22 protein-coding genes and 4 tRNA genes are annotated in these 23463 nt (G+C 59.1%); 12 read left to right on the top strand and 14 right to left on the bottom strand.

The genetic code is table 11. The annotated features are described in order from the left end of the window. Positions 1-55: 55 nt before the first annotated feature. The 7 genes from rluD (at position 56) to CKW18_RS13815 (ending at position 5146) form a co-directional block, all read left to right on the top strand. Complete coding sequence (rluD, locus tag CKW18_RS13845; RefSeq protein ID WP_095189311.1) at positions 56-1018, top strand: 23S rRNA pseudouridine(1911/1915/1917) synthase RluD; 963 nt, start codon at positions 56-58, stop codon at positions 1016-1018. Beyond that, positions 1015-1737 (top strand): peptidoglycan editing factor PgeF, encoded by a 723-nt coding sequence (gene pgeF / locus CKW18_RS13840; RefSeq protein WP_095189310.1) that lies wholly within the window; start codon positions 1015-1017, stop codon positions 1735-1737. Before rluD ends, pgeF begins: the two co-directional genes overlap by 4 nt. A gap of 130 nt (positions 1738-1867) precedes the next feature. Continuing rightward, positions 1868-4432 carry an ATP-dependent chaperone ClpB gene (clpB, locus tag CKW18_RS13835; protein WP_095189309.1) on the top strand — a complete coding sequence of 855 codons (2565 nt, stop codon included), beginning with the start codon at positions 1868-1870 and terminating at the stop codon, positions 4430-4432. A 297-nt stretch (positions 4433-4729) separates the two neighbouring features. Beyond that, positions 4730-4805, top strand: a tRNA-Asn gene (locus CKW18_RS13830). Between the two features lie 9 nt (positions 4806-4814). Then, a tRNA-Pro gene (locus CKW18_RS13825) sits at positions 4815-4891 on the top strand. Positions 4892-4896: 5 nt separating this feature from the next. Next, a tRNA-Lys gene (locus tag CKW18_RS13820) sits at positions 4897-4972 on the top strand. A 97-nt stretch (positions 4973-5069) separates the two neighbouring features. Further along, positions 5070-5146: transfer RNA gene (locus CKW18_RS13815), tRNA-Pro, on the top strand. Between the two features lie 177 nt (positions 5147-5323). Here the strand turns inward: CKW18_RS13815 and CKW18_RS13810 are convergent. From CKW18_RS13810 to CKW18_RS13795, 4 genes are all read right to left on the bottom strand, one after another. Then, a complete protein-coding gene (locus CKW18_RS13810; RefSeq protein ID WP_095189308.1) occupies positions 5324-6622 on the bottom strand; it encodes an NAD(P)/FAD-dependent oxidoreductase in 1299 nt (432 codons plus the stop codon). Positions 6623-6685: 63 nt separating this feature from the next. Next, on the bottom strand, positions 6686-6859 hold the full coding sequence (locus CKW18_RS13805; protein ID WP_095189307.1) for a DUF3094 family protein: 174 nt from the start codon (positions 6857-6859) through the stop codon (positions 6686-6688). A gap of 51 nt (positions 6860-6910) precedes the next feature. Continuing rightward, a complete protein-coding gene (locus CKW18_RS13800) occupies positions 6911-7438 on the bottom strand; it encodes an MOSC domain-containing protein (protein ID WP_095189306.1) in 528 nt (175 codons plus the stop codon). Then, complete coding sequence (locus CKW18_RS13795) at positions 7435-8061, bottom strand: DUF1780 domain-containing protein (protein WP_095189305.1); 627 nt, start codon at positions 8059-8061, stop codon at positions 7435-7437. The genes CKW18_RS13800 and CKW18_RS13795 overlap by 4 nt, the downstream gene beginning before the upstream one ends. A gap of 130 nt (positions 8062-8191) precedes the next feature. On the opposite strand from CKW18_RS13795, the gene CKW18_RS13790 reads away from it, so the two are divergent. The 3 genes from CKW18_RS13790 to CKW18_RS13780 all read left to right on the top strand — a co-directional run bounded on the left by CKW18_RS13790 (position 8192) and on the right by CKW18_RS13780 (position 9626). Continuing rightward, a complete protein-coding gene (locus CKW18_RS13790) occupies positions 8192-8659 on the top strand; it encodes an FAD/FMN-containing dehydrogenase (protein ID WP_095189304.1) in 468 nt (155 codons plus the stop codon). Further along, entirely contained in the window at positions 8656-9345 is a 690-nt protein-coding gene (locus tag CKW18_RS13785; protein WP_095189303.1) for an energy-coupling factor ABC transporter permease, read from the top strand. The genes CKW18_RS13790 and CKW18_RS13785 overlap by 4 nt, the downstream gene beginning before the upstream one ends. 65 nt (positions 9346-9410) lie before the next feature. After that, the gene (locus CKW18_RS13780; protein WP_007959584.1) at positions 9411-9626 is read left to right on the top strand and encodes a hypothetical protein; all 216 of its coding nucleotides are present in this window, start codon (positions 9411-9413) and stop codon (positions 9624-9626) included. A gap of 6 nt (positions 9627-9632) precedes the next feature. Here CKW18_RS13780 and yacG read toward each other — a convergent pair whose 3' ends face one another. Genes yacG through pilB form a run of 5 tightly spaced genes read right to left on the bottom strand, consistent with a single transcriptional unit; the run spans position 9633 to position 14244 of the window. Then, positions 9633-9833: a DNA gyrase inhibitor YacG gene (gene yacG / locus CKW18_RS13775; RefSeq protein ID WP_016773149.1), complete on the bottom strand. Its 201-nt coding sequence runs from the start codon at positions 9831-9833 to the stop codon at positions 9633-9635. After that, positions 9830-10453, bottom strand: a complete 624-nt coding sequence (coaE, locus tag CKW18_RS13770; protein WP_095189302.1) for a dephospho-CoA kinase — start codon at positions 10451-10453, stop codon at positions 9830-9832. Before coaE ends, yacG begins: the two co-directional genes overlap by 4 nt. Further along, complete coding sequence (locus CKW18_RS13765) at positions 10450-11322, bottom strand: A24 family peptidase (RefSeq protein ID WP_095189301.1); 873 nt, start codon at positions 11320-11322, stop codon at positions 10450-10452. Before CKW18_RS13765 ends, coaE begins: the two co-directional genes overlap by 4 nt. A gap of 1 nt (position 11323) precedes the next feature. Then, positions 11324-12541, bottom strand: coding sequence for a type II secretion system F family protein (locus CKW18_RS13760; RefSeq protein ID WP_095189300.1), 1218 nt, complete (start codon positions 12539-12541; stop codon positions 11324-11326). Positions 12542-12543: 2 nt separating this feature from the next. After that, complete coding sequence (gene pilB, locus CKW18_RS13755; RefSeq protein ID WP_095189299.1) at positions 12544-14244, bottom strand: type IV-A pilus assembly ATPase PilB; 1701 nt, start codon at positions 14242-14244, stop codon at positions 12544-12546. Positions 14245-14470: 226 nt separating this feature from the next. Between pilB and CKW18_RS13750 the strand changes: the two genes are divergently transcribed. Then, positions 14471-14902 (top strand): pilin, encoded by a 432-nt coding sequence (locus CKW18_RS13750; RefSeq protein WP_095189298.1) that lies wholly within the window; start codon positions 14471-14473, stop codon positions 14900-14902. A gap of 296 nt (positions 14903-15198) precedes the next feature. Beyond that, a complete protein-coding gene (locus CKW18_RS13745; RefSeq protein WP_095189297.1) occupies positions 15199-15555 on the top strand; it encodes a BON domain-containing protein in 357 nt (118 codons plus the stop codon). 285 nt (positions 15556-15840) lie between these two features. Here CKW18_RS13745 and CKW18_RS13740 read toward each other — a convergent pair whose 3' ends face one another. From CKW18_RS13740 to acs, 5 genes are all read right to left on the bottom strand, one after another. Further along, positions 15841-16137: a DUF2845 domain-containing protein gene (locus tag CKW18_RS13740; protein ID WP_095189296.1), complete on the bottom strand. Its 297-nt coding sequence runs from the start codon at positions 16135-16137 to the stop codon at positions 15841-15843. Further along, positions 16137-19088, bottom strand: a complete 2952-nt coding sequence (locus CKW18_RS13735) for a DUF748 domain-containing protein (RefSeq protein ID WP_095189295.1) — start codon at positions 19086-19088, stop codon at positions 16137-16139. The genes CKW18_RS13740 and CKW18_RS13735 overlap by 1 nt, the downstream gene beginning before the upstream one ends. A gap of 220 nt (positions 19089-19308) precedes the next feature. Next, positions 19309-20325 (bottom strand): class I SAM-dependent rRNA methyltransferase, encoded by a 1017-nt coding sequence (locus CKW18_RS13730; protein WP_095189294.1) that lies wholly within the window; start codon positions 20323-20325, stop codon positions 19309-19311. A 139-nt stretch (positions 20326-20464) separates the two neighbouring features. Continuing rightward, positions 20465-21337, bottom strand: coding sequence for an oxygenase MpaB family protein (locus CKW18_RS13725; protein ID WP_095189293.1), 873 nt, complete (start codon positions 21335-21337; stop codon positions 20465-20467). 51 nt (positions 21338-21388) lie between these two features. Further along, positions 21389-23326 (bottom strand): acetate--CoA ligase, encoded by a 1938-nt coding sequence (acs, locus tag CKW18_RS13720; RefSeq protein WP_095189292.1) that lies wholly within the window; start codon positions 23324-23326, stop codon positions 21389-21391. Positions 23327-23463: the final 137 nt, after the last annotated feature.

The raw sequence follows: 23463 nt of genomic DNA, 5'->3' as shown, positions 1-23463 counted from the left end.
TTTAACCACAAGCGCGCAGCCGAAACCAAAAGCTGTGCCGACGCACAGTCAGAGCATGTCCGATAAAATTGAACTTCGCGCAGAGGTGCCGTCCGATTTGGGCGGCCAACGCCTCGATCAAGTCGCTGCCCAACTCTTCGCTGAGCACTCACGCTCGCGCCTTTCCGCCTGGATCAAAGAAGGTCGCCTGACTGTGGACGGGGCGGTCATCCGCCCGCGCGACATCGTGCACGGCGGTGCCATCCTTGAACTGACTGCCGAGCAAGAAGCCCAGGGCGAGTGGATCGCCCAGGACATCGAGCTCGACATCGTCTATGAAGACGACGACATCCTGGTGATCAACAAGCCTGCGGGCCTGGTGGTGCACCCGGCTGCCGGTCACGCCGATGGCACCCTGCTCAACGCCTTGCTGCACCATGTGCCGGACATTATCAATGTCCCACGCGCCGGTATCGTGCATCGTCTGGACAAGGACACCACCGGTCTGATGGTGGTGGCCAAGACCATTCAGGCGCAGACAAAGCTTGTTACTCAATTGCAGAGTCGCAGCGTCAGCCGGATCTACGAGTGCATCGTGATCGGTGTTGTCACCGCCGGTGGCAAAATCAATGCCCCGATCGGTCGTCACGGCCAGCAACGCCAGCGCATGGCGGTGATGGAAGGTGGCAAGCCTGCCGTCAGCCACTATCGCGTGCTGGAGCGCTTCCGCTCTCACACTCATGTTCGGGTGAAACTGGAAACCGGTCGTACTCACCAGATTCGCGTGCATATGTCGCACATCAACTTCCCGTTGGTCGGCGATCCGGCGTACGGCGGTCGTTTCCGCATACCGCCTGCTGCGAACCTGAACATGGTCGAAACCCTCAAGAACTTCCCGCGGCAGGCTCTGCATGCGCGGTTCCTTGAGCTGGATCACCCGACGACCGGTGAGCGCATGAGCTGGGAATCGCCGTTGCCGGAAGATTTCGTCTGGCTGCTGACCCTGCTCAAGCAGGATCGCGAGGCTTTCGTCGGATGAACTGGCTGACGCCGGACTGGCCTGCGCCGGCCAGCGTCAAAGCCTGCGTCACCACCCGCGAGGGTGGTGTCAGCGAGGCGCCGTTCGACAGCCTCAATCTGGGCGATCATGTTGATGACCGTCCTGAGGCTGTTGCCGAGAACCGTCGGCGCCTGACTGATCACTTCTCTATAAAGCCTGCCTGGTTGCAGCAAGTGCACGGTATTGCCGTGGCACATGCTGACCCAGGCATTGTTGCGACAGCAGACGCCAGCTGGACAGCAACGCCCGGTATTGCCTGCGCGGCAATGACGGCGGATTGCTTGCCGGCGTTGTTCTGCGATCGTGCTGGCACACGTGTGGCGGCGGCCCATGCCGGTTGGCGCGGTCTGGCGGCGGGTGTACTCGAAGCCACGCTCGACACGCTCGATGTCCCGGCTGAAGAGGTGCTGGTCTGGCTCGGCCCGGCCATCGGCCCGAAAGCCTTTGAAGTAGGCCCGGAAGTACGGGAAGTCTTCATCAATCAATTGCCCGCAGCGGCCGAAGCCTTTTTGCCGAGCCACAATGCCGGCAAGTTCATGGCTGACATCTATCTGCTGGCGCGCCTGCGTCTGGCTGAACGCGGTGTCACTGCTGTTTATGGTGGCGGTTTCTGCACCGTGACCGATCCGCGCTTCTTCTCCTATCGCCGTGCGTCGCGCACCGGTCGCTTTGCCTCCCTCATCTGGCTCACCCGCTAGACTTGCCTGACCTGCATCAACTCTCCGCCGCTTGAATCTCGCAGAATCGACCGCATCTACAGTGGTATCTGGCAGGTTTCTTTATTCAGGATGGTTTTTAGGTCCGGCCTGCTCAAAAGGAAGGTGACCCATGCGTATAGACCGTTTAACCAGCAAACTACAGTTGGCCTTGTCCGACGCCCAGTCGTTGGCTGTTGGCCACGATCATCCGGCCATCGAGCCGGCGCACTTGATGCAAGCCATGCTTGAACAGCAGGGTGGTTCGATCAAACCCCTGTTGATGCAAGTCGGCTTTGACGTCAACAGCTTGCGCAAAGAGCTGACCAAAGAGCTCGACCAATTACCGAAAATCCAGAATCCGACTGGCGACGTCAACATGTCGCAGGATCTGGCGCGCCTGCTCAATCAGGCTGATCGTTTGGCCCAGCAGAAAGGCGACCAGTTCATTTCCAGCGAACTGGTGTTGCTCGCCGCCATGGACGAGAACAGCAAGCTCGGCAAGTTGCTGCTCGGCCAGGGCGTGAGCAAGAAAGCCTTGGAAAACGCGATCAACAATCTGCGCGGTGGCGAAGCGGTTAACGACGCCAACCACGAAGAGTCGCGTCAGGCGCTGGACAAATACACCGTCGACCTGACCAAGCGTGCCGAAGACGGCAAGCTCGATCCGGTGATCGGCCGTGACGACGAAATCCGTCGCACCATTCAGGTTCTGCAACGCCGGACCAAGAACAACCCGGTGCTGATCGGTGAGCCTGGCGTGGGTAAAACCGCGATTGCCGAAGGTCTGGCCCAGCGCATTATCAACGGCGAAGTGCCGGATGGCCTCAAGGGCAAGCGTCTGCTGTCGCTGGACATGGGCGCGCTGATTGCCGGTGCCAAGTACCGCGGTGAATTCGAAGAGCGCCTGAAATCGCTGCTCAATGAGCTGTCGAAGCAGGAAGGGCAGATCATTCTGTTCATCGACGAACTGCACACCATGGTCGGCGCCGGTAAAGGCGAAGGCTCGATGGATGCTGGCAACATGCTCAAACCCGCCCTGGCACGCGGCGAATTGCACTGCGTTGGCGCGACCACGCTGAACGAGTACCGCCAATATATAGAGAAGGACGCGGCCCTCGAACGGCGCTTCCAGAAAGTATTGGTGGATGAGCCGAGTGAAGAAGACACCATCGCGATCCTGCGTGGCCTCAAGGAGCGTTACGAGGTTCACCACAAGGTCGCGATCACTGACGGTGCGATCATTGCAGCGGCCAAGCTCAGCCATCGTTACATCACTGATCGGCAACTGCCGGACAAGGCGATCGACCTGATCGACGAAGCCGCCAGCCGTATCCGCATGGAGATCGACTCCAAGCCGGAAGTACTCGATCGTCTGGAGCGTCGCCTGATTCAGTTGAAGGTGGAATCCCAGGCACTGAAGAAAGAAAGCGACGAAGCGGCGATGAAGCGCCTGGAAAAACTCCAGGAAGAAATCGTCCGTCTTGAGCGTGAGTATTCGGATCTGGAAGAGATCTGGAATTCGGAAAAAGCCGAGGTTCAGGGTTCTGCGCAGATTCAGCAGAAGATCGAACAGTCGCGTCAGGAACTGGAAGCCGCGCGCCGTAAAGGCGACCTCAACCGCATGGCCGAGTTGCAGTACGGTGTGATCCCGGATCTGGAGCGCAGTCTGCAAATGGTCGATCAGCACGGCAAAAGCGAAAACCAGTTGCTGCGCAGTAAGGTGACTGAGGAAGAGATTGCTGAAGTCGTGTCGAAGTGGACCGGCATTCCAGTATCGAAAATGCTCGAAGGCGAGCGCGACAAGCTGATGAAGATGGAAAGCCTGTTGCACAAGCGCGTGATCGGTCAGGAAGAAGCGGTCGTGGCGGTTTCCAATGCGGTGCGTCGTTCGCGTGCCGGGTTGTCTGACCCGAATCGTCCAAGCGGCTCGTTCATGTTCCTCGGCCCTACCGGAGTCGGTAAAACCGAGTTGTGCAAGGCGCTGGCCGAATTCCTCTTTGATACGGAAGAGGCGATGGTGCGGATCGACATGTCCGAGTTCATGGAGAAACACTCCGTGGCTCGTTTGATCGGTGCGCCACCGGGATACGTCGGTTACGAAGAGGGCGGTTATCTGACCGAAGCGGTACGGCGCAAGCCTTACTCGGTGATCCTGCTGGACGAAGTCGAGAAGGCGCATCCGGATGTGTTCAACATCCTCCTGCAAGTGCTTGAGGATGGGCGCCTGACCGACAGCCATGGCCGTACAGTGGACTTCCGCAATACGGTGATCGTCATGACCTCGAACCTCGGTTCGTCGCAGATCCAGGAGCTGGTAGGTGATCGTGAGGCCCAGCGTGCAGCGGTGATGGATGCGCTGACCAGTCATTTCCGTCCGGAGTTCATCAACCGGGTCGATGAAGTGGTGATCTTCGAGCCATTGGCGCGGGATCAGATCGCGGGCATTACCGAGATCCAGTTGGGTCGTCTGCGCAGTCGTCTGGCCGAGCGCGAGCTGAAGCTGGAACTGAGCCCGGAAGCGATGGACAAGTTGATTGCCGTCGGTTACGACCCGGTCTATGGCGCACGTCCTTTGAAACGGGCGATTCAGCGCTGGATCGAAAACCCGCTGGCGCAGTTGATCCTTTCGGGTCACTTCATGCCAGGCGACACGGCAACCGGCACGGTCGAGAACGACGAAATCGTTTTCAACTAAGTCCAGACACCAATGAAAATTGGCAGGCCCCACATTGTGGGGCCTTTTTTTTCGTTAGGCTGTTGAACTCAAAGGAAAAGGCTTGTAAAGTGCGCCCCGCAGTCAGTCGCCAAGACGGTCTCAGCTCACTGAGTTGAAATCTGAAATAAGTTGCAAATCATTAACTTGAAAGCAATTTAGGGGGTTGACAGAGGTGTTCTAGGTTGTAGAATAGCGCGCCTCAGACACACGAACGCAGCGATGCGAACGAGTGACTGGATGCAACAAGTTTCACCGTTGTAAATTGAAATATGTAGTTCCGTGATAGCTCAGTCGGTAGAGCAAATGACTGTTAATCATTGGGTCCCAGGTTCGAGTCCTGGTCACGGAGCCAATTTCAAACCGGGGTATAGCGCAGTCCGGTAGCGCGCCTGCTTTGGGAGCAGGATGTCAGGAGTTCGAATCCCCTTACCCCGACCATTTTTGGGTCGTTAGCTCAGTTGGTAGAGCAGTTGGCTTTTAACCAATTGGTCGTAGGTTCGAATCCCACACGACCCACCATTTTTGAAACCAGTTAGCGCTGGGATCGAATCTTAAGATCAGAAGCCAAAAGCGCTGATCGAAGAAGGCGATCTTTGAAAGGTCGCCTTTTTTTTACCGGGGTATAGCGCAGTCCGGTAGCGCGCCTGCTTTGGGAGCAGGATGTCAGGAGTTCGAATCCCCTTACCCCGACCATATTAAAAATCCTCGTATCGAAAGATACGGGGATTTTTTTTGCCTGCAAAAAATTCCCGATGGCACAGCAGAAACAAATGTGGGAGCGAGCCTGCTCGCGAAGGGGTTGTGTCATTCAACAATGACGTCGACTGACACACCGCTTTCGCGAGCAGGCTCGCTCCCACAGTTTTTAGATCAGTGCAGCTTCAGGCGCGGTTCCGTGCCACGACCAATCTTGCTGCCGAGCATCAGCATCGCCGTGCGGAATGGCCCGTACAGCGCCATCTGGTGCATGCGGTACAGCGACACGTAAAACATCCGTGCCAGCCAGCCCTCGAGCATCACGCTGCCGGTGAGGTTGCCCATCAAGTTACCCACAGCCGAAAAACGCGACAGCGAAATCAACGAGCCGTAGTCGGTGTACTTGTACTCCGGCAGGGTCTTGCCTTCGATGCGCAGTTTCAGCGATTTGGCCAGCAAGGATGCCTGCTGGTGTGCGGCTTGTGCACGCGGTGGCACGTTACGGTCGGTGCCAGGTTGGGGGCACGCGGCGCAATCACCGAAAGCGAAAATGTTCTCGTCGCGGGTGGTTTGCAGGGTCGGCAGCACTTGCAGCTGATTGATGCGGTTGGTTTCCAGGCCATCGATGTCCTTGAGGAAACCTGGGGCACGAATACCGGCTGCCCAGACTTTCAGGCTGGCCTTGATTTCGTTGCCATCGGCAGTGATCAGGCTGTCGGCCGTCACTTCGCTGACCGACGCATTGGTCATTACATTGACCCCGAGTTTCTCCAAGGTCTTGTGCACCGGCCCGCCGATGCGCTCCGGCAGGGCTGGCAGCACCCGTGGCCCGGCTTCGATCAGGGTGATGTGCATGTTTTCCGGTTTGATCCGGTCGAGGCCGTAAGCTGCTAGCTCATGGGCTGCGTTGTGCAGTTCTGCCGCCAGTTCGACGCCCGTGGCGCCAGCGCCGACGATGGCTACGCTGATCTGCTCGACCACATCGGTTTGCCCCGCGTGGGCACGCAGATAGTGGTTGAGCAATTGCTGGTGAAAACGCTCGGCCTGTTTGCGGGTATCGAGGAACAGGCAATGTTGTGCCGCGCCTTGAGTGCCGAAATCGTTGGTGGTGCTGCCGACGCTGATCACCAGCGAGTCATAGGCCACTTCGCGCGCGGGTACCAGCTCTACGCCGTTTTCGTCGTAGGCGGCGGCCAGCTGGATTTTTTTCTGTGCGCGATCAAGCCCGCTCATGCGCCCCAGCTGGAACTCGAAGTGGTTCCATTTGGCCTGGGCAACATAGTTGAGTTCGTCTTCGGAAGAGTTCAGCGATCCAGCCGCCACTTCGTGCAACAGCGGTTTCCAGATGTGCGTCAGGTTCGCGTCGACCAGCATCACACTGGCCGTGCCGCGCTTGCCCAGAGTCTTACCCAGACGGGTAGCCAACTCCAGACCGCCGGCGCCGCCGCCGACAATAACAATACGATGGGACATGGGGATAACTCGCAAGGTTTTTAAAGGAAATCGGTGCGGTTACCTTCGCGAGCGCCAGGCAGCTCATAGCGTCAGATAACTGATAAGTCGGCTCAACAGGCCCAGACCAATGGTCACTGTCAGCACCAGCACCAAGAGCATCCACGGCCGGAAAGGCCGGCGCTCGACACGGTGTTGGGACAGTTGCAGGTACTCTTCGACATGCTTTTGGTCTTCGGGTTTCAGGCGGCTGGTCATAAAGGCCTCGTCAGGTAGACGTTGCTGAATGTGCAGAAGCTACAGCGGTTTTCAACCGGGGTTGAACGCAGCATAGCCGCTGTCCGGAACCGGTTCGACAGACACACCGTCATCGAGGCGAATGATCCCGCTTTGTAACACCCGCGCGGTGATTCCGCCATGCCCGCGCACCGCTTGAAAAGTGCCGGGGCCGAGGTTGTTTTGCAGGCGTGCGCAGGGCTGGCACCAACCAGTGGTTTCAAAAATCGCCTGACCGATGCGAAAGCGCCGGCCCTTGAGGCTGAACAAGTTGATCCCGCTTATAACGAGATTGCGCCGCAGATCTTCAGGCTTGACCGGTTGATCGTGCGTGCGCCCCATCAAGGCGCTGATCACGGCAAGATGCTCCCACTGAATCAGCGTCACCTGTCGCGCGTTACGCACCCCGGGGCGGGCGTGATCGCCGGTCAGTCCGGCTTCCAGTCTTGCTTCCACGGCATCGAGTTCGATCATCGGCCCACGGGATTCGGGGCGCACGCCTATCCAGCGCACTCGTCCGTTTTGTGGCACATCGGCGATCAATTGTTGAAGTGGTGTCACAGGCTGATCCCTACGTCGAAAACGATGCTGCGGCCCAGGTTGCTGCGCAGAAAGTCCGGTGCATCGGGGTGAGCAAATAGTACACGGGCGAATGTCGGGCCGACGAGGGACAGCGAGCGCCAGCCCTGGCGCAAGTATTCGGTGGGTGGCGGAAAGTGGCTGTTCAGATCCAGCACTTCGCGCTTGAGGCTGGCGAAGGCGATGATGTCCAGTTCGCCCAGATCCATGCCGCGTTCCTTGTAGTTGTGGGCTTTCTTGCGCAAGGTCGGCGCCAGTCTGAGCAGGAACTCATTGGCCGGAATCCGGCGCGGCTTGGCTTCGCGGCGCACCAGTTGGCTGAGGGAGAACGCACTGCGCCGCCGCTTCAATTCATCGCGCCATTCGTCGTTGAGTCGGCGGCCTTCGTCGAGAACGAAGAACACTTCGAAATTGGCATCACGAAACAGCACATCCGGCGGCTCGCCGGCAGGCGCAAATTCATCGGCCCGGTAGGGAATGTTCAGGCCTTGCAGCAGGCGCTGGCAGACCCAACGCTCACGCTCCCATTTGCGGGCATTGGACAGGAACGCGTTGGCTTGCTCGGCCGCAATGGTCAGCAGGCGTAAATAATCGGAGTCATCCATAGGCCCAAGCTTAGCGTTCAATTGCGACAAGCAGAAAGCCTTGCGTGGCAAAGTGCGTCAGTAGGCAGTCAAGAACGGCGGTGTAGACTCAGTGGAACTGAATCATGCCGTCAAACCGAGGTGACTTATTGTGAAATTTCGCTGGTTGCTGGTATTTGTTCTTGTACCGCTCTGGGCTCACGCCCTGGAAAATGGCGAACGGCTCGCCCCTTGGACGTTGCTTGATCAGTACGATCAGGCCTACACGCTCGACAACAGCACCACGACGCTGCTGGTGGCGCGGGACATGGATGGCGCCAAACTGATCAAGGAAGCCTTGAAGGATCAGCCCAAGGGCTATCTGGAGGCGCGCCACGCGGTGTTCGTTGCGGACATCCAGCGTATGCCGGCGCTGATTGCCAAGATGTTCGCCGTGCCCGCCATGCGTGATTACAGCTACCGGGTCATGCTCGACCGCGAGGGCCGGGTCGCTTCGCGATATCCCGGCGCAGAGGGCCAGGTGTTGTGGATACAGCTCAAGGACGGCCGGCTGCTCGAGCAACATGAGTACGCCAACGCTGCCCAGTTGCGCGAGGCGCTGGAGAAGGCGCGGCCATGATCGGTGCCGAGGTGCTGTCGACTGCAAGCCAGGTGCTGGGCTGGCTGATCTATTTGCCTGTGCTGCTCTGGGCGATCTTTCGCGCACCGTGGGTCGAATTGTTCAGTGACAACCGCCGCCAGCACTTGCTGTTCGGCACGGTGTTCGCGTTGTTTCTGTTGTGGCTGGTGCGCAGGGATTTTGACACCGGAGTGTCTTATCACTTCATCGGCATGACGGCGGTGACGTTGCTGCTGGACTGGCCACTGGCGATAGTCGGCGGCCTGGTGGCGCAGGTCGGCCTGTTGCTGCTCGGGCGTCAGGATCTCGCGGCGTTTGGGGTCAACGGCGCCTTGTTCATTTTGCTACCGGTGCTGATCACCGAGTGCGTGGCGATCCTCGTCGAGCGTGCGCAGCCGCGCAATCCGTTTGTGTATATCTTCTGTTCGGGGTTTCTCGCGGCGGCGTTGTCGGCGTTACTGTGCCTTTTGTTGAGTCTGACGCTGCTCTGGTACGACGGCCTCTTCGCCTTGCCTGAATGGCTGGAAGACTTCATCGGTTACCTATGGCTGATCATTTTTCCCGAAGCATTCATCAACGGCATGGTGATCAGTGCGCTGGTTGTATTCAGTCCGGAATGGCTGGAGACCTTCAATCGCACGCGCTACCTTTCGGCGCCGTGGAAGGACGACGATCCCAAGTCTTGATCCATATCAAACCCGTCACGGGCGGGCCATTTCATGCTCGCGCAAATCCCTTCAGGAGCAGCAGCATGAGTGTTTACGAGTGGGCGCGGCAGGAAACCCGGCAGAGTCTGGAGATGGCGCAGGAGGTGGGGTTCGATCCGGGCTTGAGCCTGCGCGCCCTGCTCAGTGCGGTGGTGCAACAGAGCAAGGCGGTGCGCAATGCCGAAGACCTGGCCGACGAGTTGCGCTTTCTGGCGGAAAACCTCGACGACGATCAGGACTACGGCTTCATGCGTCCTTGAGTGGGATCAGTGACGCGGGTCGAAATCGCCGGAAAACAGTTCATCTTCGGCATCCGGGGCGACCGGAATCTTGTGTTCTTCGGAAGCCCAGGCGCCGAGGTCGATGAGTTTGCAGCGATCGGAGCAGAACGGCCGAAACTTGTTCGCCGGTGTGAATTCCACGGGGGCGCCGCAGGTCGGGCATTCAACGGTTGGGATCTGGCTCATGATTGGCCTCCACTTAAAGTCAGGTAAAAGTCATGCAAGCGCTCGACCTCACTGTGCAACCAGGCGAGGTCGCGGTCGTTGACCACCACGTCGTCGGCACGGCTCACACGATCTTCGCGGCTGGACTGAGCCTTGAGGATCGCCTGAACCTGCTGTTCGCTGGTCTGATCACGTTGCAAGGTGCGTTCGATCTGCAGTTGTTGCGGGGCGTCGATCACCAGAATCCGCTGGGTCATCGCGTATTGCCCGGATTCGATCAGCAGCGGTGAAACGAGAATCGCGTAAGGCGATTTTGCCTGCGCCAGATGATGGGCGATTTCCTCGGCGATCAACGGATGCAGCAGGGCTTCGAGCCAGCGGCGCTGCTCCGGCACTTCAAAGATCAGTTTGCGCAGGGCCGCGCGATCCAGCGTTCCGTGCGCTTGTAACACGCCAGCGCCGAAGTGTTCGGCAATCTTCGCCAACGCCGGACGTCCCGGTTCGACCACCCAGCGCGCCGCATGATCGGCGTCGACCACATGGATGCCGAGGTCGATAAAGTGCTGGGCCGCCGCGCTTTTGCCGCTGCCGATGCCACCGGTCAGGCCGAGAATCCAGGGTTTTTCCACAGGGGTATTCATTTCAAACCGACAAACTGCCAATAGAAGTCGGTTATTTGACCACCCCAGAGCAAGGCAATCCAGCCGGCAATTGCCAGATACGGGCCGAAGGGGATTGGTGTTGAGGTGTTCTGCTCACGCAGGCGCAGCAAAATCACCCCGACAATGGCGCCAACCAGCGATGACAGCAGGATGGTCAGCGGCAGAATCTGCCAGCCACCCCAGGCGCCGAGCAGCGCCAGCAGCTTGAAATCACCGTGGCCGATGCCGTCTTTACCGGTCAAAAGTTTGAACAGCCAAAACACCGACCACAGCGCCAGATACCCGGCCACCGCACCCCATAGTGCATTATGCAGGGACGTGAACAGGCCGAAACTGTTGACGATCAACCCCAACCACAACAGCGGCAGCACCAGTACATCGGGCAGCAACTGATGCTCGGTGTCGATCAGACTCATCGCCAGCAAGCCCCACGTGAGGAAGATCAACACACAGGCCGGCCACCCGAAGCCCAAATACCAGGCGATGAACGCCGAGAGCAGGCCGCAGGCCAGTTCGGTCAGGGGATAACGTTTGCTGATCGGCGCAGCGCACGCCGAGCAGCGTCCGCGCAGTAGCAGATAACTGAGCAGCGGGATGTTCTCCCATGCGCGAATCCGGTGCTGGCAGTGTGGGCACTCGGAATGCGGCAGCATCAGGTTGTAGGTCGGCTGCGGCGTATCGATCGGCAAGCCCAAGACGTCATGGGCCTGTTGGCGCCAATCGCGCTCGAGCATTTTCGGCAAACGCCAGATCAGCACATTGAGAAAGCTGCCCACCACCAGCCCGAGCAGCAGGGCGGTGAGGACAAAGGCCAGCGGATACAGACTGAGAAGTTGGTCGATAGGCATGTCAGATCGCTGAGCCAAGTTGGAAGATCGGCAGGTACATGGCCACTACCAGCCCGCCGACAATGACCCCGAGCACCACCATGATGAACGGTTCCATCAGGCTGGTGAGGTTGTCGACCATGTTATCGACTTCCTCCTCGTAAAACCCCGCGACCTTGTCGAGCATCTCGTCCAGTGCCCCGGACTCCTCGCCGATCGCTGTCATCTGCACCGCCATATTCGGAAAGACGCCGGTGCTGCGCATTGAAAAATTCAGCTGCATGCCGGTGGAGACGTCTTGGCGTATACGCAGCACCGCACGCTTGAACACCACGTTGCCGGTGGCGCCGGCCACCGAGTCGAGGGCTTCCACCAGCGGTACACCCGCGGCAAATGTAGTCGACAGGGTTCGAGCAAAACGTGCGACAGCGGACTTGTATATCAACGTGCCGACCAAGGGCAGCTTCAATAGCCAGGTGTCTTTGCGGTCACGCAAGGCCTGGGAGGTTTTCAGCGCATGACGGGTGCCGAAAATTGTCGCTACCAATACGCTCAGTATCGCCCACCACCATTGCTGCATGAATTCCGAGAGGCTGATCACCATCAGGGTGAACGCTGGCAGTTCGGCGCCGAAGCCGGAAAAAACCGACTGGAACTGCGGCACCACTTTGACCAGCAGAATCCCGGTCACCACGGCGGCCACCAGCACCACGGCGGTGGGGTAGGTCATGGCTTTCTTGATCTTGGCCTTGAGGCGTTCACTTTTTTCCTTGTAGGTTGCGACCCGCTCCAGCAACGTATCAAGGGCGCCGGACTGCTCACCGGCATCTACCAGGTTGCAATACAACTCGTCGAAGTACTGCGGCTTTTTGCGCAGGGCGTTGGCGAAACTGTTCCCGGCCGCGACTTCTTGTTTCACCTCGTCTACCAGTTTGCGCATGGCCGGGTTGTCGAAGCCCTCGCCAATGATGTCGAACGACTGCAGCAGCGGTACGCCGGCCTTCATCATGGTTGCCATTTGCCGGGTGAACAGGGCGATGTCCTGAGCCTTGATGCGTTTGCCGAAACTCAGTATCGATACCGATTTCTTGCGCACCTTGCCCGGATTGATCCCTTGTTTGCGTAGTTGAGCCTTGATCAGTGCCGGATTCTGCCCGCTCAACTCACCGCTGAGTTTGCTGCCTTTCTTGTCCGTGCCTTCCCAGGCGTAAACGCTGATTTTCGCTGCCTTGACCGCCATGTTCAGTCCTTGGTGACCCGGTTGATTTCTTCCAGGCTGGTGATGCCCTGCATGGCCTTGTGCAGCCCCGAGGTGCGTAAATCGTCGAAGCCGTCGCGACGCATCTGAATATCGATTTCCAGCGAGTTGCCTTCGGCCATGATCAGCCGTTGCAGGTCCGGTGTGTTCTTCACCACTTCATAAATCCCCACGCGCCCCTTGTAACCGCCGTTGCAGTGATCGCAACCGACCGGCTCGTAGATCGTGAAATGGCCGATGCGTTCCTCGGGGAAGCCTTCCTTGAGCAAGGTCTCACGAGGAATCTCGATGGGTTTCTTGCAGTGGCTGCACAACTTGCGCGCCAGCCGCTGGGCGATGATCAGGCTGACAGAGGTGGCGATGTTGAAGCCGGGGATGCCCATGTTGTGCAGGCGGGTCAGGGTTTCGGCGGCGCTGTTGGTGTGCAGTGTGGACAATACGAGGTGGCCGGTCTGCGCAGCCTTTATCGCGATCTCGGCGGTTTCCAGATCGCGGATCTCGCCGACCATGATCACGTCCGGATCCTGACGCAGAAACGAGCGCAAGGCCTGGGCAAAGTCGAGCCCCTGCCTGGGGTTGACGTTGACCTGATTGATGCCTTCCATGTTGATCTCCACCGGGTCTTCAGCGGTGGAGATATTGATGTCGACGGTGTTGAGGATATTCAGCCCGGTGTACAGCGACACGGTTTTGCCCGAGCCGGTGGGGCCGGTGACCAGAATCATTCCCTGTGGCTGCTTGAGCGCGGCCATGTACAGGTCTTTCTGCGCCGGCTCGTAGCCAAGCGCATCGATGCCCATTTGTGCGCTGGAGGGGTCGAGGATCCGGATCACTACTTTTTCGCCCCACAGGGTCGGCAGGGTGTTGACCCGGAAATCGATCGACTTGCTCTTCGACAGGCGCATCTTGATCCGCCCGTCCTGCGGTTTGCGCCGTTCCGAGATGTCGAGGCTGGCCATGACTTTCAATCGTGCGGCGATGCGCCCGGCCAGTTGAATCGGCGGCTTGGCCACCTCACGCAGGATGCCGTCGGTGCGCACCCGCACGCGGTAGTTCTTTTCGTAGGGTTCGAAATGCAGGTCGGAGGAGCCGCTCTTGATCGCATCGAGCAGCATCTTGTGAACGAAACGCACCACCGGCGCATCGTCGGCATCGATGACGCCGATGGCGTCCTGCTTGCTGTCGTCGATGGCTTCGACATCGAGGCCGTCAAGGTCGACGTCGGCCATTTCCTCTAGACCGGTGGTGTGGGTGTCGAAGAATTTTTCGATGGCATCGGTGAGCTTGTCATCCTCTACCAGAATGGCTTCGGTGCTCAGTCCGGTGCTGAACTGGATGTCGTTGATCGCTTGATGATTGCTCGGGTCGGAAATGCCCACGAACAGTTTGTTGCCGCGCCGCCACAAGGGCAGGGCGTGGTGCTGGCGCACCAGTTTTTCACTGACCAGGCCTTTAGGCTGGGTTTCCTTGTCCAGGCAATTAAGGTCGAGGAACGCCATGCCGAAGTGCTCGGAGGCAATCTCGGCGACCTGCGCGCTCTTTACCAGTTTGTTCTGCACCAGATAACTGACCAGCGACAGACGATTGCGCTGGGCCTGTTGCCAAGCCTGCTGGGCGCTTTTTTCCGTGAGCAGTTCGGCCTGCACCAATTGTTTGGCCAGACCGCTCAGAGCGATGTCATTCATGGGGATTCCGCACGCTTGCCGTTCATGACTTATAGCCTAGACAAGTGACAGCGCCAAACACGCTCGGTGCAGGTGACAAAAAGTGTCAGATAGTGCGGTTGCGGGTTGTAGGAAACTGCGCGGGTCAGGGGGCGTACTCAGTCTTCGCGGCGTTGACCTTGTTGGCATGGGCTATGCTGAGTCCATCTCAGATCATGAGATTTCGACTCATGCATGGAGCGTGTCTATGACAAAACAACAAGGTTTCACTCTGATCGAGCTGCTGATCGTTGTGGCGATTATCGGGATTCTGGCGACTATCGCCCTGCCGCAGTATTCCAAGTATCAGGCTCGGTCCAAGGTGACGGCGGGGCTGGCGGAAATCAGTGCGCTGAAAGTGCCGTTCGAGGACACCATCAATCAAGGGACAAACCCGACGCTTGCCATCGTGAAGGGGGATACGGTCACGACCACTTCAAATTGTGCGTTGACGGCTTCAGGTACGGCCGCTGATGGCGCGGGAACCATTGTTTGTACGATCGCCAATGCTCCAGCGCCAGTGTTGGGCAAAACCATTACGCTGACTCGTTCCTCCGGCACGGGCGCAGGCGTTTGGAGCTGTGGTACCACAGTGGCTCCGGATTACTCGCCAAAAGGCTGCACTGCCACCGGCACGTAATGTCAGGCAATGTCTGATGAATGCCCCGCACTGCGGGGCATTTTTCATTGCGCAGTGGTTCTCAAAAGCTTCAATAATTTCAGCACCTTAGGAACTTTCCGAAAAACCGCAACTTGCATGTGAATATTTCCCCGGTCATGCAATTTGCATGAATCCGGAATTTTGCATTATTTGTAAGCTATTGATTTATATGGTTTTTGTGTCGATTGAAAAGTTGGCACAGCGTTCGCAATATATCCAGTAACCCTGCTGACAAGACATCCAGCAGACTTTCCAGAAAAACAGGAGTTACTCGTATGAAGAAGTTCGCTATCACTGCCGCTGCTGCTACCGCGCTGACCCTGACCATGGCTTCCGGTGCATTTGCACAATCCACCCAGGCTACCCAGGCACCAATGACTCTGGCTGCCGGTGAAGTGACTCAGGCAAAAGAAGCTACTTCCGACACCTGGATCACCACCAAGGTCAAAGCTGATCTGGTCACCGAAAAAGGCATCCCAGGTACTGACATCAAAGTTGAAACCAACAAAGGCGTTGTGTCGCTGTCGTCGACTGCTGCAGTAACCGAATCGCAGAAAGACGTTGCTGTGGCAATCGCCAAGAAAATCAAAGGCGTCAAAGCGGTCTCCGCTGACGGCCTGAAAGCCGAGTAAGGCATGACTTCTCGCCTGGACCGGGAGAAGGCGCGACAGACGGGCCGAGCAATACGTCTGCCGCAACTTTAGAGTTCATGCGAACGGTCACACGGAGGTGACCATTACGGGCCCCGGCACTTGTGTCGGGGCCTGTTTTATTTCAGGGACGAGAGAATTAAATGGCACCACAAAACAATTGTGGGAGCGGGCTTGCTCGCGAAGGCGTCAGGTCAGTCAAATTCGTCGTGACGGACCTGACGCCTTCGCGAGCAAGCCCGCTCCCACATGGGATAGTGAGTGGGTTTAGTTGCCGCGTTTGCTGTTGATCTGGCGCAGGCGATTGCCTTCAAAGCGCAGGTATTGGTACATGCCGTTGCTCGGGCCGTAGGTCCATTCTTCGACCTGAAATTCTTCGCGGCGATTGGCGCTGCGCTTGTAGCCCAGCACATCGCGGCTGACCGGCTCACCGCACTTTTGCAGCACTTCGCTTGAGCGGTCGCCAAGGCTGATCAGTTGGCTGCCGCAGCGCAGCGTATCGGACGCCGAAGCAGCGCCGGCCGCGAGTGTCAGCGCCATCGCGGCCAGCCATTTGCGCTTCATCACTCGGCATCCAGATGCATTTGCGTGACCACTCGGCCGTCGCTCTCGGCTTCACCCAGATTGGCGTCGATGAAGTACACGCGGTCGTCTGCCAACTGGCCCTTGTCCACCAGATAATCCTTGATGCTGCTGGCGCGATCCTGACCCAACTGACGCAGCAATACATCGCTGCCGCTCCAGAAACTGATCACGCCGGCGCGCAGCTTCGCGGTGCGCTCTTCCTTGCCCAGGTCCTTCCATTCGGCCGGTGGCTGGGTTTTCAAACGAGTGCGATAGATGCCTTCAAGCAGTGGACCTTTTTCGCCGTCCGGTACCTGAATCAAGGAGGCCTGCGCAGGAACCTTGTCACCGCGACGCTGGAGCATTTTGTAGTAGTTGTACTGGTATTCACGTTCCAGACGCTGTTCGGCGAGCAGTGGGCCATCGCTGCTTTTCGCGGCCGTGCCTTCGATTTCCAGGCGCAGGGCCGGGCGCTCCTTGAGCGCTTGAGACAGCTTGACCAGCGCGGCTTCGGCCTCTTTGTTCAGCTCGCTGGAGCCGGGAGCAAACGACACCGTGCCGAGGTCTTGCGAACCACCGCCGCTGACCAGCCCGCCAATCAGCTTGAATGGCGCAGCGGCGGCTTTGACGATCAGGTTGCGCAGGGTCTGCCAGACAATCGGCATCACGCTGAACTGTGGGTTGTTCAAGTCGCCCGTGACCGGCAGTTCGATGGAGATCTTGCCGTCGACGTCCTTGAGCAAGGCAATCGCCAGTTTCAGCGGCAGGCTCACGGCATCCGGGCTGTCGACTTTTTCGCCCAGTTGCAGTTGCTCGACCACCACTTTGTTCTCGGCTTTCAACTGGCCTTTGGTGATCAGGTAATGCAGGTCGAGGTTGAGCCGGCCCTTGCGGATGCGGTAACCGGCGAATTTTCCGGAATAGGGCGTCAGCGTGGTCAGCTCGACACGTTTGAAACTGGTAGTGATATCGAGGCTGGCCATCGGGTCGAACGGATTGACCGCGCCCTTGATGGTCACTGGCGCATAGCGATCAACCTTGCCTTTGATATCGACAGTGGCCGGTTTCACCTGACGACTGTCGATGGTGCCGATCTGGCCATTGAGTTGCTGAACGGCGGTGGCGAAGTTCGGCGTCAGGCTGAAGTCGGCGAAGTTGGCTGAACCGTCATTGATTGCGATGCCGCCGATGTGGATGCCCAGCGGTTTGTCTTTGCTCGCCGGTTTGGCGGCGGCGGTTTTTGCGCCGCTGTCGGCCGGTTGCGGGATCAGCAGATCGTCGATGTTGGTGGTGCGGTCATCGTTGATCATGAAGCGCACATACGGCTGGAACAGGTTGACCTTGTCGATCGACAGGCTGTCGCCGTGCTGATAGTTCAGGCCTTCCACCACCACTTGCTGCCACTTGAGGAAGTCGCGGGTTTTCAGGGTGTCGAGGGTGTGCAGTTGATCGATCTGAGCCCGGCCGGTCACGCTGAGCGCCAGCGGATCGGTGCTCTTGAGATTGACCTTGAGGTCACTGCCGAGCATGCCGCTGCGCAGTTCGAGACGAATGAACGGATTGATGTAGGACTGCGCGACACGCAGGTCGATGTCCTGGGTTTTCACATTGAGTTGGGCGGTGACCGGCGCGAGATTGACCACGCCGTCGGCCATGATCTTGCCTTGCTTGCCTAGCCCCGAATCGAGTTTGACCTTGAAGGGCGAGCCGTTGAGGCTGTCGAAATCCTGCAAGTCAGCGTTCAGCGGGCCGACATCCAGTGCCACCGGCGGATTGGCCGAACGGTCAGCCAGATGCACCTGGTAGTTACGCAATTGCACATCTTTGAGCAGCACTTGCCACGGCTTGCTTGGCGCGGTGGGTTCAGCTTTCGGTGAATCGGCCGCGGCCGGCGTACTTGCCGGCTCGGCGGCGGCTTTGGCGGCGGGTTTCGACGGTTGGCTGGCGAACAGTTTCTGCCAGTCCAGTTGGCCGTCGGCTTCGAGCGCTGCCCAGGTTTCCAGTTTGTTGCTGCGGATCTTGCCGACCACCACTTGCTGCTTGGCCAGGTCCACGGTGGTGTCGCTGATGTCGAGGCGTTCGAGTTTCGCCAACGGGCGCCCGTCCGGTGCCTTGATGGCGAACGGCGCGATGCTGACCGCGACGTTGTTCAAAAGCAGTTCGGTTTCTTTCGACAGATTGAGTTTGTACTCGGTGCTGAGGCTGACCACGCCGTTTTCCAGCACCAATGGCACCGCGTCACGCACATAGGGCCAGAAGGATTTCATCTGGCCGTCGGTGATTTTCAACGTCCCTTCGGAGGCAATCGGGATCAGGCTGAAGTTGCCTTTCCAGTCGATCTGCCCACCGGCCGGGCCGACGGCGACCAATGTCATGTCGGCGCTGTCTTCGGGCAGGGTGCTGAGGTTTTTCAGTTCGAAGTCGAGTTTGTCGTAGAGGAACTCGATCGGCTCGCTAGGGCGCGCATCCTCGAAATGCAGGGTGCCATCCGCCAGTTTGATGCGGTCGATGCGCAGCGGGAATGGCTTGGCATTCGGGTCGGCCGGGGTCGGTTCACTGGCCGGCAGTTTGAACAGGCCGAGCAGGTTGAGCTTGCCGTCTTTGCCGAAGAGGATTTCGGTCTTGGATTTTTCCAGCTCGATATCGGACAGGTGCAGCGCTTTGGTCCACAGGCTGTCGAGTTGCAGGTTGGCGTAGAGGCGTTCGAAACCGACCTGTTCCTTGCCTGGTTCGCCGATGACCAGACCCCACAGGGTGACCTCAAGGCTGAACGGATTGAGCTCGATACGCTGGAGGTGCGCAGGCACCGTCGCGTAATTGGCCAGTTGCTGGTTGGCAATACGCAGGGCGATGCCCGGCAAAATCAGAAACCCCAGCAAGCTGTAGAGGGCCAGAGCGGTCAACAGGGCGCCAATCGCGCGAATCAATCCTTTGGGCATGTGCGGCTTCATCTGTCTGAATCGGAGTGCCTTGGAGTATGGCATGCGTTTCCGGTTCCGAAGTACTTGGCGTGGCACAGGATTGTTCAGATTCTTCTGTAGGAACAAATTCCATGTGGGAGCGAGCCTGCTCGCGAAGGCGTCATATCAGTCGCTCTACTTGTTGGCTGATACACCGCTTTCGCGAGCAGGCTCGCTCCCACATTAGATAGTTGTCAGCCGCGCGAGCGGTTCAGAGCTGCAGGATCAGGGTTTTCAGCGGCGGCTGTTGGTCCATCGACGGGAAATCCGCGCCCGGCGTCATCACGCTCCATTCGCGCACCGGACGGCCGGCCTTCTCGGCGCAGCGCAACACTTGCTCACGCCAGTCGTCCATGCTGACCTTCGCCAGATTGTTGCAGCAGATCAGCACACCGTTGTCGGCGGTGGTCAGCAGTGCCGGTTTGAGCAGGCTCTGATAGTCGCGCAACAGGTCGACGGTGCCGAACGCGCTTTTGGCCCAGGCCGGTGGATCGAGCAGCACCAGATCGTATTGGCGTTGTTCCAGGCGCTGGTAGCTCGGCAGCTTCTGCCCGCGCCGCTGGCTGATCGGCAGGCCGGCGAGCTGGCGGATGGCCGGGAAGTAATCGGACTGGATAAATGCCATCTCGGGCAATTGCGGATTGAGCTGGCCGTTTTCGCGACCGACCGCGAGGTTGCCTTCGGCGAAGTCCAGATTGCACACCTCACGCGCACCACCGGCCGCAGCACTCAGGCCAACGCCGCAGGTGTAGGCGAACAGGTTGAGCACGCTTTTGCCTTTGGCGTGATCCTTGACCCAGCCGCGGGTGTTGCGCAGGTCGAGGAAAAGCAGTGGATCCTGCCCGGCATGGCGTCCGCGCACGCGGTAATTGAGCCCCCATTCGTGCCCGACCAGATCAGCCAGCGCGGCGTCCTCGGCTTTATAGACGCTGTCTTCGCGATCGATACGCGAGTTGCCACGGGAGCGGTCGTTATAAACCAGCAGGGTTTCGAAGCCGAGGGCCTGATTGACCATGGCGTGCAGTTGCAACAGATCGTCACGCTCCAGCGTCTGGTGAAAGCTCTGCACCAGCAATTGCGGGCCGTAGCGGTCGATGGTCAGGCCGCCGGCGCCTTCCTGGCTGCCGTGGAACAGGCGATAGCAATCGGTGCCCTGGCTGTTCAGCTCGGCGAGCAAATCGTGGCGTTGGTCGAGGGCGGCGCGCAGCGCCTGATTCAAGGAAGACATGCGTGCGCCTTGCTGGTGAGAATTGGGGCGCGGGAGTTTAGCAGCTTGGCGGGCAATCGAGTTGCGGCCTTCGCGAGCAAGCCCGCTCCCACATGGGAATGCATTTCAAATGTGGGAGCGGGCTTGCTCGCGAAGCTTTTCAGGTCGGCAGGCCCATACGACGTTTGGCTCTCTGCACCGAGCCATTACGCATCGCCCAACGCAGCATCGGCGCGCTGCGCCTGACGCTGGCGCGGATCAGTTGCCGTTGCAGCGAACTCTGCCGCACATCGAGCATGTCGCTGGCCCAGTCCGGCAACAGGTCGATACCGGCCTTCATCATCAGATCGCCAAAGGGCCGCGCCAACAGGCTGGGGGCTGGCGCGTCGAGCAGCAGGCGCAGGACTTCACGGCTGCGTTCATCGCACAGCAACTGCGGGCGCATGCGTTGCAGATAATCCGCCACAGCTTGCCGTGACTTCGGTACGTCGCGGGCGCCCAAGCGTTCGGCGACCAGGGCGATTTCCGCGTAATAACGATCCTGATCCGCCAGCGACAACTGCGGATTGCGGTAACGCAAATGCGCGGCGAGGAAGTTGCTGACTTCCGCCACATGCACCCACGTCAGCAAATCAGGATCACTGGCCGCATAGGGCCGACCATCCGGCGCGGTGCCGACTACTTGCAGGTGAATGGTGCGCACTTTCTCGATCAGCCAGTCGGCATCGCGGCGCGAACCGAAGGTAGTGCCGGACACAAACTGGCTGGTGCGGCGCAGACGCCCAAGCATGTCCTGACGAAAGTTCGAGTGATCCCAGACCCCGGCCAGCGCCAGCGGATGCAGTGCTTGCAGCAACAGCGCACTGATGCCGCCGATCAACATGCTGCTGAAGTCACCGTGCACCTGCCAACTGACGGAGTCCGGGCCGAACAGACCGGGATCGCCCTTGGGGTTTTCCAGGTCGAGCTGACCGAGGGACAGTCCGGTCAGGCTCATGAGTTGGGTTTCGATACGGCTGCGGATGAATTCCATGACCACTCAGTGATGAAGGGCGGGCGCGACCGGTTGACCGCGCCCGAAGTGTTACTGATTGAGGCGCTTGTCGATCAGGCCTTGCACCACGCTCGGGTCGGCCAGGGTCGAGGTGTCGCCGAGGCTGTCGAGTTCGTTGCAGGCGATCTTGCGCAGGATGCGGCGCATGATCTTGCCTGAGCGGGTTTTCGGCAAGGCCGGCGCCCACTGAATCAGGTCCGGTTTGGCGAAGCTGCCGATTTCCTTGCTGACGTGGGCCAGCAGTTCTTTCTTCAATTCGTCATTCGGATCGGTGCCGTTCATGGGGGTGACGAAGGCGTAGATGCCCTGGCCTTTGACGTCGTGGGGATAACCGACCACGGCCGCCTCGGCGATGCTGTCGTGCAGCACCAGCGCGCTTTCCACTTCAGCGGTGCCGATGCGATGGCCGGAAACGTTGATCACATCGTCGATACGCCCGGTGATCCAGTAATCGCCATCCTCATCGCGACGGGCGCCGTCGCCGGTGAAGTAGTAACCGGGGTAGGGTTTGAAATAGGTGTCGACCATCCGTTGCGGGTCGCCATAGACGCTGCGGATCTGCGCCGGCCAGCTTGATTTGATGGCGAGCACGCCACTGCCGGCGCCTTTGATTTCCTTGCCCTGCTCATCCAGCAGCACCGGCTGCACGCCGAACATCGGTTGCGTGGCGCAGCCCGGTTTGATCCGCTGTGCGCTGACCAACGGGCTGAGCATGATGCCGCCGGTTTCGGTCTGCCACCAGGTATCAACGATGGGGCAGCGCTGTTCGCCGACCACATTGAAATACCATTCCCACGCTTCCGGGTTGATTGGCTCACCGACACTGCCGAGTAATCTGAGGCTCGCGCGCGACGTTTCCTTCAACGGTTCGGCGCCTTCGCGCATCAACGCACGCAGGGCGGTGGGCGCGGTGTAGAAGATGTTGACCTTGTGTTTGTCGATCACCTGCCAGAAGCGCGAGCTGTTCGGATAGCTCGGTACGCCTTCGAACATCAACGTGGTCGCACCATTGGCCAGCGGGCCGTAGACGATGTAGCTGTGGCCGGTGACCCAGCCGACGTCGGCGGTACACCAGAACACTTCGCCGTCGCGGTAGTCGAGCACGTACTTGAAGGTCATCGCCGCTTGCAGCAAGTAGCCACCCGTGGTGTGCAGCACACCTTTGGGTTTGCCGGTGCTGCCGGAGGTGTAAAGGATGAACAGCGGATCTTCGGCGTCCATCGGCTCTGGCGGGCAGTCGTCGCTGACATCGCGCACGGCCTGGTGATACCAGAGATCGCGGCCCTCGACCCAGTCCACATTGCCTTGGGTGCGCTCGACCACGACGACGGTGCTGACAGCCGGGCAATTTTGCAGGGCTTTATCGACGTTCTGTTTCAGCGGCACGAATTTACCGCCGCGCACGCCTTCGTCGGCGGTGATCACCGTGCGGCAATCGGCATCGAGGATGCGGTCACGCAATGAATCCGGGGAGAACCCGCCGAACACCACCGAATGAATCGCACCGATCCGTGCGCAGGCGAGCATGGCGTAGACGGCTTCGGGGATCATCGGCATGTAAATGCAGACCCGGTCGCCTTTCTTGACGCCACGGCTTTTCAGCACGTTGGCCAATCGGCAGACATGGTGATGGAGTTTTTTATAAGTGATTTGCGCCGATTCGGCAGGGTCGTCGCCTTCCCAGAGCAGGGCGGTCTGATCGCCGCGTTGTTCGAGATGGCGGTCGATGCAGTTGTAACTGACGTTCAGCTTGCCGCCGGCAAACCAGGCGGCTTCACCGGTTTTCAGGTCGTAGCGCTGAACGGTCTGCCACGGTGTGCTCCAGTCGAGGAAGCGCAGGGCCTGTTCGGCCCAGAAAGCGCTGGGGTGTTCAATGGATTCGCGGTACAGGCGCTGATAGTCGTCCTGACTCAACTGAGCAGCCCGGCGGACGGCATCGGCTTTGGGGAACGTGCTGATATCGAACATGACGGTTCCTTATTCTTGTTGTGCGAAGAATAAAGATGCGCCGAGCGGTCAACAGGTTCAAGCCAGATTCGGAATCTGATGTTGAATGCACCGGAAATAACTGTGGGAGGGGGCTTGCTCCCGAATGCGGTGTGTCA

Origin of the sequence: Pseudomonas sp. Irchel 3E19 (assembly GCF_900187585.1) — a bacterium.
GTDB classification, from domain to species: Bacteria; Pseudomonadota; Gammaproteobacteria; order Pseudomonadales; family Pseudomonadaceae; genus Aquipseudomonas; species Aquipseudomonas baetica.
This window is presented reverse-complemented; position numbering and strand designations above follow the sequence as displayed.